This window comes from Thalassobacter sp. 16PALIMAR09, assembly GCF_000765485.1.
Taxonomy (GTDB): Bacteria; Pseudomonadota; Alphaproteobacteria; order Rhodobacterales; family Rhodobacteraceae; genus Thalassobacter; species Thalassobacter stenotrophicus.
Genome location: NZ_JHAK01000020.1, coordinates 1 through 9,333, shown reverse-complemented (window position 1 = coordinate 9,333; position 9,333 = coordinate 1). Strand labels below are relative to the sequence as shown.

The 9,333-nt window shown below is 61.2% G+C and carries 15 protein-coding genes; 5 read left to right on the top strand and 10 right to left on the bottom strand.

Annotation, left to right across the window (positions count from 1 at the left end):
* Positions 1 to 9 precede the first annotated feature (9 nt).
* Genes PM04_RS16890 through PM04_RS16880 form a run of 3 tightly spaced genes read right to left on the bottom strand, consistent with a single transcriptional unit; the run spans position 10 to position 3,595 of the window.
* A complete protein-coding gene (locus tag PM04_RS16890) occupies positions 10 to 570 on the bottom strand; it encodes a hypothetical protein (protein ID WP_038009049.1) in 561 nt (186 codons plus the stop codon).
* Positions 570 to 1,157, bottom strand: a complete 588-nt coding sequence (locus PM04_RS16885; protein ID WP_038009053.1) for a hypothetical protein — start codon at positions 1,155 to 1,157, stop codon at positions 570 to 572. The genes PM04_RS16890 and PM04_RS16885 overlap by 1 nt, the downstream gene beginning before the upstream one ends.
* Positions 1,157 to 3,595 (bottom strand): phage tail tape measure C-terminal domain-containing protein, encoded by a 2,439-nt coding sequence (locus tag PM04_RS16880; protein WP_038009048.1) that lies wholly within the window; start codon positions 3,593 to 3,595, stop codon positions 1,157 to 1,159. The genes PM04_RS16885 and PM04_RS16880 overlap by 1 nt, the downstream gene beginning before the upstream one ends.
* 45 nt (positions 3,596 to 3,640) lie before the next feature.
* On the opposite strand from PM04_RS16880, the gene PM04_RS16875 reads away from it, so the two are divergent.
* Positions 3,641 to 3,922, top strand: coding sequence for a type II toxin-antitoxin system RelE/ParE family toxin (locus tag PM04_RS16875; RefSeq protein WP_038009047.1), 282 nt, complete (start codon positions 3,641 to 3,643; stop codon positions 3,920 to 3,922).
* Positions 3,923 to 3,933: 11 nt separating this feature from the next.
* Positions 3,934 to 4,224, top strand: coding sequence for a HigA family addiction module antitoxin (locus PM04_RS16870; protein ID WP_038009045.1), 291 nt, complete (start codon positions 3,934 to 3,936; stop codon positions 4,222 to 4,224).
* On the opposite strand, the gene PM04_RS18130 is transcribed toward PM04_RS16870, so the two are convergent.
* From PM04_RS18130 to PM04_RS16860, 3 genes are all read right to left on the bottom strand, one after another.
* The gene (locus PM04_RS18130) at positions 4,195 to 4,368 is read right to left on the bottom strand and encodes a hypothetical protein (RefSeq protein WP_200880382.1); all 174 of its coding nucleotides are present in this window, start codon (positions 4,366 to 4,368) and stop codon (positions 4,195 to 4,197) included. The genes PM04_RS16870 and PM04_RS18130 overlap by 30 nt on opposite strands.
* A 167-nt stretch (positions 4,369 to 4,535) precedes the next feature.
* Positions 4,536 to 4,898, bottom strand: a complete 363-nt coding sequence (locus PM04_RS16865) for a hypothetical protein (protein ID WP_038009044.1) — start codon at positions 4,896 to 4,898, stop codon at positions 4,536 to 4,538.
* Positions 4,898 to 5,839 carry a phage tail tube protein gene (locus PM04_RS16860; RefSeq protein ID WP_038009043.1) on the bottom strand — a complete coding sequence of 314 codons (942 nt, stop codon included), beginning with the start codon at positions 5,837 to 5,839 and terminating at the stop codon, positions 4,898 to 4,900. The genes PM04_RS16865 and PM04_RS16860 overlap by 1 nt, the downstream gene beginning before the upstream one ends.
* A 100-nt stretch (positions 5,840 to 5,939) precedes the next feature.
* On the opposite strand from PM04_RS16860, the gene PM04_RS16855 reads away from it, so the two are divergent.
* On the top strand, positions 5,940 to 6,317 hold the full coding sequence (locus PM04_RS16855; protein WP_052077336.1) for a polymer-forming cytoskeletal protein: 378 nt from the start codon (positions 5,940 to 5,942) through the stop codon (positions 6,315 to 6,317).
* Here the strand turns inward: PM04_RS16855 and PM04_RS16850 are convergent.
* On the bottom strand, positions 6,314 to 6,739 hold the full coding sequence (locus tag PM04_RS16850; RefSeq protein ID WP_038009051.1) for a hypothetical protein: 426 nt from the start codon (positions 6,737 to 6,739) through the stop codon (positions 6,314 to 6,316). The two genes, PM04_RS16855 and PM04_RS16850, sit on opposite strands and share 4 nt — an antisense overlap.
* Positions 6,740 to 6,814: 75 nt before the next feature.
* Between PM04_RS16850 and PM04_RS16845 the strand changes: the two genes are divergently transcribed.
* Both PM04_RS16845 and PM04_RS17525 read left to right on the top strand, forming a co-directional pair.
* Positions 6,815 to 7,123, top strand: coding sequence for a DUF1778 domain-containing protein (locus PM04_RS16845; protein WP_038009042.1), 309 nt, complete (start codon positions 6,815 to 6,817; stop codon positions 7,121 to 7,123).
* Positions 7,113 to 7,658 (top strand): N-acetyltransferase, encoded by a 546-nt coding sequence (locus PM04_RS17525; protein WP_052077335.1) that lies wholly within the window; start codon positions 7,113 to 7,115, stop codon positions 7,656 to 7,658. Before PM04_RS16845 ends, PM04_RS17525 begins: the two co-directional genes overlap by 11 nt.
* Positions 7,659 to 7,667: 9 nt before the next feature.
* On the opposite strand, the gene PM04_RS16835 is transcribed toward PM04_RS17525, so the two are convergent.
* The 3 genes from PM04_RS16835 to PM04_RS16825 form a co-directional block, all read right to left on the bottom strand.
* A complete protein-coding gene (locus PM04_RS16835; protein ID WP_038009041.1) occupies positions 7,668 to 8,297 on the bottom strand; it encodes a DUF6441 family protein in 630 nt (209 codons plus the stop codon).
* Positions 8,294 to 8,605: a hypothetical protein gene (locus PM04_RS16830; protein WP_038009040.1), complete on the bottom strand. Its 312-nt coding sequence runs from the start codon at positions 8,603 to 8,605 to the stop codon at positions 8,294 to 8,296. The genes PM04_RS16835 and PM04_RS16830 overlap by 4 nt, the downstream gene beginning before the upstream one ends.
* 12 nt (positions 8,606 to 8,617) lie before the next feature.
* Positions 8,618 to 9,333, bottom strand: a 716-nt coding sequence (locus PM04_RS16825; protein ID WP_038009039.1) for a major capsid protein, incomplete at its 5' end; no start/stop codon positions are given.

The following is a 9,333-nucleotide window of genomic DNA, read 5'->3' as shown; positions in this document are numbered from 1 at the left end:
GGGTCATTTCTATCCGCGCCCCCAGGTGATTTCGCGATCCTGGATCGCCGTGACATATTCAAACCCAAGATCACCCGGGAACAGCGCTTGCTGGCTTTCATGGGTGTAGCGCCAGGTCCGCGCCACGGTGAGATCAATCAGACGGCTCTCATAGCTGATCGTGATTGTGCAGGTGTCCGCGTCATCCTTGATTTCAGGGACATCGAGCCGACCTGAGAAGGCCTGCACCGGATCGGCGATGATGTCGCCTTCTTCTTCCAGCAACCCCAGCCAGATCCTGCCCGGCAGGCCCTGGCGCGCTTCATCGATAGCCATCTGCACAAGGTCCAGCGGCACGCCGGACAGCGACACGGCGGTGCCGCCTGCCACAACCTCACCGGTTTCATCGAGCGAGCCGAGGCCCAGGAGGGACCCAGCACCCGCCCAAGTCTCCCCGTTCCAACTCACCTCTCCCAGCCCCGACCAGATACGGACCCAGCCCGTGGCAAACTGACCCTCGAAGAAGATGACCGGCCTGAGGCTTTGATCAGCTAGTGCAGTGGCGAAAGCGCCAGTAAGATCGCGGCTCATCAGAGCGCCTCTCGCGCTGATATCGTAAAACGGTGCTGATCCGCCCGGCCGATCACCGAAGGGACCGGAGCCGTCAGCCGCAACAGAATCGACGGGGTCTCAAGACCGAGGAGCGTGCCGACCGGCACGGAAGCCCGAAGCGGCGGCACGAAGGCGAGCGTCACCTCGCTGCCCAAGGGCGTGACATCCGCCGTCAGCTGATACAGCCGCGTGGTGACATCCGAGCCCAGCTGGAAGAAGTCGCCTGCGCGCAGACCAAGCCCCCAGCCCGCCGTGCGCAGGGTGGATGCCCCTGCAGCCTGCGCTTCGATGACGTAAGGATTGCCCGCTGCAATCGGCACCTCGATCGAGGGATCGGGGAAGAGGAAACGGCCTCGCATTCCGCCAAGGGCTGTAAAGAAGGCCGAAAGCCGCCGGGCCTTGGCCCCTTGGGTCACCGCCATCTCGATCTGGTATTCCCACCAGGAGGCACCCCAGTCCTGGATCTGGGACGTGCCGGTGAAGGGCGAGCGCGCCTCGGCAACAGATGTCACTAAGCGGCGCTCGAGGGAGGACACGAGATTAAGGGGTAAGATCGGTATGCTCATCATATCACTTGGCCCCGTCGCCGCCCATCGGCCACGCTTTCTTTCGCCATACGGGCCAGTTCTGGCATTGCTGCGCGAAGGCGCGCGTCGATCTGCTCAGCCACGCCCATCTGGGCCCCACGCGCGTCAATGTTCACGGTGATGCCCGCGCCAGCGCTGCCGCCCCGGCCATAGTCAGCCGCCTCGCGCCGGTTCAACACCCGCTCGCCCCGCTGCAGGATCGTTGGAACCTCGTCGGGGCGGAGACCCGCCCAACCGCCGGAATGCATCCGCGGCGCACCAGCGAAGGCCATCGCAGGCACCTGCCGCGTGTGGCCTGACAACCCAACAATACCGCCCGCATGCGAGACGGCCGCCGCAACGGACCCGCCGCCAAAGATGCCGGAGAGCGCTGAGGCGATGGGCCCCAATACAGCCCGTTTGAACGACAGAACCGCAAGGTCGGCCAAGATCGAGCGCACGAGGCCCTTGAAGTCGAACTTGCCGGTCTCGACGAAGCTCCGGAACGCACTTTCCGCGCTGCTGAAGGCTGCGGTCAGGGTTTCCCCAAGGCCTTTGCCCCAATTCAGCGCGTCGGTGGCGTAGGCTTGAAGAGATTCTGAGACTGCACGCCACCCGGTGGCGATCCGTTCTCCGGCACTCCCAGCGCCACCGGCACGCCCCATGGCATTAGACAGCCGATTTGCAGAGACAGTCGCCTCATCCAGCGCCGCCGCGCCTTCTTCACCGGTGCCTGCAACGGCGTCACGAAGTGCGCCCCAGGAGGTGAGCGGGGCCGTCGCGCCACCCGCAAGATCGGTTGCAGCCTGTCGGTAGGTGTTTGCGGTGGCCAGCGCCTCGGCGGCGATCGTTTCAAGCCCAAGCTCGGGAACGGTGAGCGGGTTATCCTCGAAGGCGCGCCGAAATGCCTCTGCCGCAGCCGTTCCGGCATCTGCGGAGGCGCCTGCGAAGGGGTTGGGGATGTCACCGAGATTGATTTCGCCGATCTGACCAAAGGTGGTCTCGATACCTACAGCCGCCAGCGCATCTCGGATGTTTCCTGTGAAGGCGTCGATCCTGCGGATCGCGCCGTTCAGCATGGCCTCGATCCCATCGAGCATGCGGTTGGCGGCTGAGAAGACCAGATCACCGATCACCGCTGGCAGCCGCGACCAGATCTCGCGCACGGCAAGAAGCGCGCCCGCGAAGGTGTTGGCTGTCGCGTTGCCAAAAGCTACGACACTCTCGATAGCCCCGGCCATGCCCGTCGCGGCATCGGATTTCAGATCGTAGAACATAGCCGTGGCCGTAGCCCCCGCGCTTGATACCCCCATCTTGATCCGGTCCCAGACCTCGACCGCGACGTCTTTTAAAAGACCCATAGCCTCGCCGAAGCTGCCTGCGCCGGAGGATAGACGGGTAAACCAATAGACCAACTCGCCAGCGCCTACGATCAACGCGCCAATGCCGGTGCGGATGAGCGCGCCCTTCAGAACCACCAGGGTCGTAGCGAGACCTCGGACCGACAGCGCCGCGGCGGCCATCGCCGAGACCCAGCGACCAGCGAGGAAGGTGGCGAAAGTCCCAGCATAGATCGCGAGCCGATCAAGGTTGCTCAGCACAGCATCAAAAGTCCGGCTGATTGGGCTGGTACTGGACGCAAGGGCGACAAACGCGTTGGCCACCGCCTCCAGCGACGGAGCAAGAGCCACGACAATCCGGTTGCGCACCCCGGTAAAGACCTGCCCGATGCTCACAAGTGCCAGTTCCGACCGGCGCATGGCAGCGATGGCATCCGCGTCGAGCACCGCGCCAAGTGCCTGTGCCCGTGTTCCAAGCCGCGTCATCTCCGCCCCACCGTTTTGCAGCAGCGGGATAAGTCGTGTCGTATCCGAGGCCATGGCCTCGAGATAGAAGGTCATCTCTTGTTGGCTGACGCCCGCGCGCTCGAGACTGTCGACATAGAGCTGTAGCGCTTCCGGCCCCGAGAGCCGGGCGAACTGGTCTGCCGTCACGCCCACACGTGGCGCGATGTTCTCAAAGAAGTCGGCCATAGGGCCGCCGCTCGTCTGCAGGAAATCCCCCACGCGGTCATTCACGTCCTTCAGGATATCGGCCAGCTTCTCTTGCTCGATCCCCACCGTGGCCGAGGCCGCTGACCAGCGCTGGAAGACCTCCGGGGTGGCATTAGCAACCTGGGAAAGCTGGCTGATCTCGTTGGCGGCGGCAACGGTCGAGCGGGTCATCGCGACGACGGCAGCAGCAAGCGCCGTGGCGGCTGCAGTCGCCGCAATCCGGGTCCGGCGCGCGAAGGCTGCCATTCGCGCATTAGCCTGATCCAGCTCATGGCTCAGACGTCCCATGCCACGAGACCCGGCGACACCGACGCCTTCCAACTCGGCGCGCACTTGGCGCCCGCCACTCGCGGAGAGGCGGACGGAAACACGTTTTTCAGCCATTATGGGTCCTTGCAGGATGTATCACGTCGTGATACACTTGAGTACATGATTGTAAGCACAAAAGGAAAGCTGGCCGGTGGAGCGGTGCAGGACCAGTTTGGCAAAGGCTTTCCAGCGGACATCATAAAACGCACCCGCGCTATACTTTCAGCACTGGATGCCGCCGTCGTGCTTGAAGATTTACGGTTTCCGCCGGGCAATCATCTTGAAGCCCTAAGTGGCAACCGGACAGGACAACACTCGGTGCGCATTAATGGACAATGGCGCATTTGTTTTATTTGGACCGATCAAGGACCTGCCGAGGTCGAGATCGTGGACTATCACTAGGAGGGCCTGACATGAGCCTTATGACCAACCCATCCCATGCCGGCGACGTCTTGGCAGAGCTGTACTTGACCCCACTCGATATGAGCGCAATCACGCTTGCCGCAAAACTTGGTGTGCCGCGCACCCGGATCGAGCGCCTAGTAAAAGGCCAAACCGCCATAACAGTGGATACGGCGATGCGGCTTGCCCGGTTTTTCTCAACGACGCCAGAGTACTGGATGAACCTTCAACGCGCCTGGGATTTGGCGCGCGCTCGCGAGACAATTGACGTCTCAGGCATCAAACCCCTCGAGGCCGCCTGAACTCGTTCGCTCGGTTGCCCTGCGCACCATCACCGCCTCAATGGATGGCAGCAGTTCTGCAATGATGAGGGGCTGGAGCCCTAATGCCGTCCCGAGTTGCAGGGCCGCACCCATGTCCCAGCCCAAGACCGCTCCTCCGCTCATGCCGCCGGAAACGCGCACCTGTCCGCCGAGGCGCTGAACCAGATCCCAGATCTGCCAGCCCTCAACAGTTTGTGGTGCATGAAGGCTGCGCGGGCATTCCGCGCAAACAGCGCCACACCCCGCGCAATAGTCACCGCCCCCGCCGAACTCCCAGTCCGCGAGAGCGGTCAGCCGTTTTTTTCCGCATCCAGAATGAGCGCGCCTGCAATGTATTTGGTTTGGAAGGCCTCAAAGATCGGCCAGAGCTCCAGAAGGGCATCGATACCTTCGAGCGTCAGGGGCAGCATTTTGCCGTCCTCGTCGCCGACGCCGTCCCAGTCTTTTACAACGATGCGCGCGACGGCCTTTGCCACGATGCGTGCGAGATCGTCGTTGGAGGCAGTGCCTTCAACATAAGTTGCGGCGGCGACGATCGCCGGATCGCTGCGCGCCGCCAGCATGATGGCCGTGGTCAGGGGCTCTACCAGCAGGCGAACGCCATGGCCAAGATCAAGCCAATGCGGTTCTGTGGACAGATTTAATCGAAGCATTAGTAATCCTCGCGGTCATTCGTGAGCGTGACAGTACACATCCGGTCCACCACCGGATCGCTCGCCGCCTGCCAATCAAAAGTCGCCTGCACACCTTGAGGGCCTGAGATCTCGATCCGGGGGCGCGGCAGGTAAACCGCATGGGCTGTCAGCGTCAGGCTCTCGCCCGTGGTTAGCGAGTAGGAAAACTCCAGCTCGCAGGCCTCGCCGTTGATGGCTTGGTTCACCAGCGTCTGATCTGCAAAGCGGACAACCACGTTGCCATTCAGTGCTGCAATCGATGGGTCCGCGCCATCGATCTTGCCATCGGCCCGGATCGTCTCGATGCGATCTAGATTGTTGGCATAGGTCAGATCGGCAGAGACAACATTCCCGATGTTGGTCCCATTGCGCGTGATAGCTCCGTTGAAATGCCCGAAGCGTTTCAGCGCGATGTTGGCCGGTGTCCCTGCCGCACTGGTCGTGGCGATCTCCTCGCCCTGGGCCACAATGCTGGCCGTGGCCGTTAGCAGACCAGAGCGCGCCATCTGCCAGTTGAGGCTGTCGACCATGCACCCGGAATACATTGCATAGCGCGGTACCTCGGGCATGCCGGTCTCGACAGAGAACGACGGCAGCGCCCAGTTTCCAGAGCGGAATGCATGAGTATAGGGGGCGTCGGCGCCCGTGGTCGTGGGCGCCCCAAACGCGGCCTTTAGCCAAAAGCCGAAAGCCTCAGCATCAATGGGCACCACCACATTGCCGTCCGCCGTCACCGCATCCTTGATCGGGGCTTGTGGATCGCGCCCGTAGCCCAGCAGTTCTGATGTCTGCAACGGTTGCTCTGCCCCCAGCGTCGTGCTGGCAAAAGGCATCTTGGTGTAGCCGCTCGCAGGCGGCGCGCCGTATGTCGTCTCAAACGCAAGCGCCATTTGCGCCCGCGCCCCTTGGGCTCGTGCCATGGTAATTTCTCCTCAGCTTCGAAAGATTAAACGGGCCTGGCTTGACGCCGGCGTTGGTGGGCCCCTAGCTGCCCCCACGTTTCAACGAAGGAGTGCCCTCATGGCCGATTACAAAACATCATCGAGCCCAAGCGCGCCAAGCCAGACAGAGCGCAAGCGCTCCACCTTTGCAGATGATCTGAGGATTGAAGGCAATATTACCTGCGAAGGCATTCTAGAGTTTGGCGGTCAGCTGACCGGTGATCTCACCGCTGATGCAGTGGTTTTGACACCTACGGCTCGGGTCAAGGGTAGCGTTCGTGCCCGCCAGCTGACCATTGAAGGCAAGCTAGAAGGTGATGTGACCGCAATGCATGTCAGTATCAAAACTGGTGCGCGCGTAATGGCCAGTGTGGCCTACGATCGCCTCGACATCGCCTCTGGGGCCCAAGTCGAGGGCGCATACAGCCGGGTGGATGCAGGAAAGTTCAAGCTTTAAGCCAAAGGATCGTTCGTCCCATAGTGCAATAGCACGGGCAAGATGGCAGCTTTTATACTGGCCGCACCCTCGACTGGAAGATCGACAGGTTCAGGGGCCTCTGCCTCGACCCAATCGCATAACCCCCGCAATGTCCGGTCGGCGGCAATGACAGCGCCGATGCGAGCCGTAAGTGCGTCAAACAAACCGTCGCGGTCTCTTGAAGATTGTACGATGACCTCGAGTTCGGCACGGTGCTGGTAATGATACGCCAGTGGTGACAGTGTCACAGCGGGCTCGCCAGGGCTGCCGTCACGCAGGATCATGAGACCTGCGGGCGGGATGCGTTCCGGCAAAACTTCACCGCGTTGAACCGGCACATGTGGGATCGTGCGCAAGAGGTCTGCCAAAGCGGTGAGGATGGTCTCGCGGGTGGTGGACATCTCGGTCTTTGCCATTAGGTCATTTCTTGACATGTACGGCTTTATACCGTACGTATTGGAAAAAGGAGTTCCCTCATGTTTGCTACTGAGAGCATCACACCGACCTCTGGCAAGATGGAGGCGCGCAAGGAATTGCGCCTGCATCGCGCTGATGAAGAACGCATCCGAGCCGCCGCAGCAGCAACCGGTTTGCAGGAAGCCGATTTCATTCGCCAGGCTGCGCTCTTACGTGCGCAGGAGGTCGAACAGCGTTTGTCGCTTTCAGTCCTGCCCATCGAGGCATTTGAGGCATTTCGCAGCGCGATCGAGGCGCCAGGCAAAGTCGTGACAGGGCTGGCGCGCGCTGCGGCCGCTAGCAAAGGTCATCTGACGGATGCCAAGTAAAGCACCGGTGGATCAACCCGCCCTTGTGATCGCGAAATTCGACAAGGCGCTGCATGATCGTAGCGCCTTTTCTTGTGGCTTTGGCCCGATCGATAATTTCCTAAAATCCTCGCTCTCGGATCAGATCAAGACCGGGATGGTCGCTGCTTGGATGGCCACGGCTGAAGGCGACCCAGCCGTTTTGGGGTTTTATACTCTTGGCGCACTGGCCATTCGCGCCAATCTCGGTCCGGGTAAATGGCAACGTGCCGGCGTGCCGGACATCCCGGTAATCTATATCCGTGCAGTTGCGGTGCGCAGTGACATGCAGGGCCAGGGCCTTGGCACAGCGCTTCTCATTGATGCCATGACGCGTTGCCTTGGCATCGCGGATCAGATGGGGGCAGCTGCCGTTGTCCTCGATGTTCTAGAGGACAACCAGTTTGAGCAACGCTGGCGCTTCTATAAAGGGCTTGGCTTTATACCATTGGGTGATCCCGACAATCCGCAGCGGGTTTATATTTCGATGGCAGATATCAGGGCGACGCTTGGCTGACATTGGCGTTCAAACCCTCTCTGAGAACCAATTCGCCACGATCAACCCCGGTACCGCTGCCTCCGCGCGCTTAGCATCCCGCGCTAGATTGAGCCGTTTGGCGAGTTTCACCTGCGGCACCAGCAGAAAGATCGGCACCGTACTCCGTCCTCGCCCAGTTTTGGACCGCGAGGCCACACCTAGCCCTCGGCTGTTCAGGCGCCCATCCGCCACGAGCAAGCTTGGACCTCCCCGCCGATAAACAAACCGAAGTCGCAGACCGCGCCGCCGCTCCCATTCGCCGGGCGTGAGCGCCTTGCCGCGCGTGCCCTTACCGGCCGCGGGCGTTGGGATGGCAAGCCAAAACCCGTCCTTTGACCGGATCAGCGGGCCGGTGTCATGCGCCCCAATGATCTGGGGTGCATTCGACCAGACAAGAGCCGCCGCTTTTAGGCTTTCGCCTGATTTTGGGTAGGTTTGGCTCCGGATTGAATTCGCAAGGCGCCGGCCAAGGCCAGCTTGCGTAATCTGGCCCCGCCAGTTTTGTTTCAGATCCGAGCCCGCCTGCCGCATTGCTCGGGTCACAGCCTTTTCACCAGCAAGGATCTCGGCTTGCATGGACGCTACGATGTCGCCGGTCACCGAGAGATCGAGTTTCATGCAGGCGTTGCCTCTATGGTCCAGATCAGCCGCTCGCGATCACGGATCGGCTCGCCCTGGATCAGGAAGGTTTCCTCACCGAGCAGTATCTGCTCATCGGGCCGGGGTGCGGGGAGTTCGGAGACACGCACATCAAAGCGCAGTGACTCTGACATCAGGCGCGCGGCCCCGAATGTGGTCACGTCATCATTGCGGCGCATGATGACGCGGATGCGGATGAACTGCCCCTCGCAGTCGCGATGCCAGGCCTCATGGGCGAGGTTCGGATCAGCGAAGAGCAGATCGAGGGCCCCGGAAAATGCCGTCATGTCTCAGCGGCCTCAGTTCGAGCTGAAGAGCCTGATGGCGAGCCGTGGGCGCTTGTTCACTGGCAAGGTGGAGGCCTCTGTCATGAGATCGATCCAACGTCCCTTGCTGTCTATCTGCTGGCGCGCATATAGTGGCAAACCGACGGTATTGGCCGTCTCGAGAAGGTTGGCGGGCCCGCCATAGGTGGTGAAGGTGTCGAAGGTGCCAAGGGGGAAGGCGATGCCTTCGCCTGCGGGGATCAAGCGCTCCGTTGTCCCGTTCGAGAGCGTAACGGAGCCGTTATATTCCTCGAAGAGCAGCCCCGCGAAGGGGAAGGCGCGGCGCATGTCTTCCCGCAACGGCTGACCTCCATTTGCAGAGAAGTATTTATAGGCTTCTTCGGTCTTTGGGTGGCTGATTAATTTATCGAAGAATTCGGAGCTGATCAAAGCATGGGCTGTGGTCATGGTCTCGCCCAAGAGATTATCTTCGATGGCACGTAAAAGACTGCGCACTTTACTCTGGATATTGGTGCCTGCCGTCCCGAAAACGAAGTCGACCTCAATCGGCTCCAAGCCAAATTCAGTGAAGTAGTTGTAGAGGGTGGTGCCCGCGCCATCCTTCACGATGCCGCGCAGCGCATTCATCTCCATGTATTCGCGGGTCTGGGCATGTTTGCGGCGCATGAGCGTCAGCTTGCGGTTCATCACCTCTACCAGAGGATCGGCGGCGTCTGAAACGCCGAGGG

What these genes read in the sequence shown, in the direction of transcription:
- PM04_RS16880 (WP_038009048.1), bottom strand. Translation starts at nt 3,595, where the DNA reads ATGGCTGAAAAACGTGTTTCCGTCCGCCTCTCCGCGAGTGGCGGGCGC.
- PM04_RS18130 (WP_200880382.1), bottom strand. Translation starts at nt 4,368, where the DNA reads ATGAGCGGAGGAGCGGTCTTGGGCTGGGACATGGGTGCGGCCCTGCAA.
- PM04_RS16830 (WP_038009040.1), bottom strand. Translation starts at nt 8,605, where the DNA reads ATGACGGCATTTTCCGGGGCCCTCGATCTGCTCTTCGCTGATCCGAAC.
- PM04_RS16835 (WP_038009041.1), bottom strand. Translation starts at nt 8,297, where the DNA reads ATGAAACTCGATCTCTCGGTGACCGGCGACATCGTAGCGTCCATGCAA.
- PM04_RS16845 (WP_038009042.1), top strand. Translation starts at nt 6,815, where the DNA reads ATGTTTGCTACTGAGAGCATCACACCGACCTCTGGCAAGATGGAGGCG.
- PM04_RS16890 (WP_038009049.1), bottom strand. Translation starts at nt 570, where the DNA reads ATGAGCCGCGATCTTACTGGCGCTTTCGCCACTGCACTAGCTGATCAA.
- PM04_RS17525 (WP_052077335.1), top strand. Translation starts at nt 7,113, where the DNA reads ATGCCAAGTAAAGCACCGGTGGATCAACCCGCCCTTGTGATCGCGAAA.
- PM04_RS16860 (WP_038009043.1), bottom strand. Translation starts at nt 5,839, where the DNA reads ATGGCACGAGCCCAAGGGGCGCGGGCGCAAATGGCGCTTGCGTTTGAG.
- PM04_RS16885 (WP_038009053.1), bottom strand. Translation starts at nt 1,157, where the DNA reads ATGAGCATACCGATCTTACCCCTTAATCTCGTGTCCTCCCTCGAGCGC.
- PM04_RS16850 (WP_038009051.1), bottom strand. Translation starts at nt 6,739, where the DNA reads ATGTCCACCACCCGCGAGACCATCCTCACCGCTTTGGCAGACCTCTTG.
- PM04_RS16870 (WP_038009045.1), top strand. Translation starts at nt 3,934, where the DNA reads ATGAGCCTTATGACCAACCCATCCCATGCCGGCGACGTCTTGGCAGAG.
- PM04_RS16855 (WP_052077336.1), top strand. Translation starts at nt 5,940, where the DNA reads ATGGCCGATTACAAAACATCATCGAGCCCAAGCGCGCCAAGCCAGACA.
- PM04_RS16875 (WP_038009047.1), top strand. Translation starts at nt 3,641, where the DNA reads ATGATTGTAAGCACAAAAGGAAAGCTGGCCGGTGGAGCGGTGCAGGAC.
- PM04_RS16865 (WP_038009044.1), bottom strand. Translation starts at nt 4,898, where the DNA reads ATGCTTCGATTAAATCTGTCCACAGAACCGCATTGGCTTGATCTTGGC.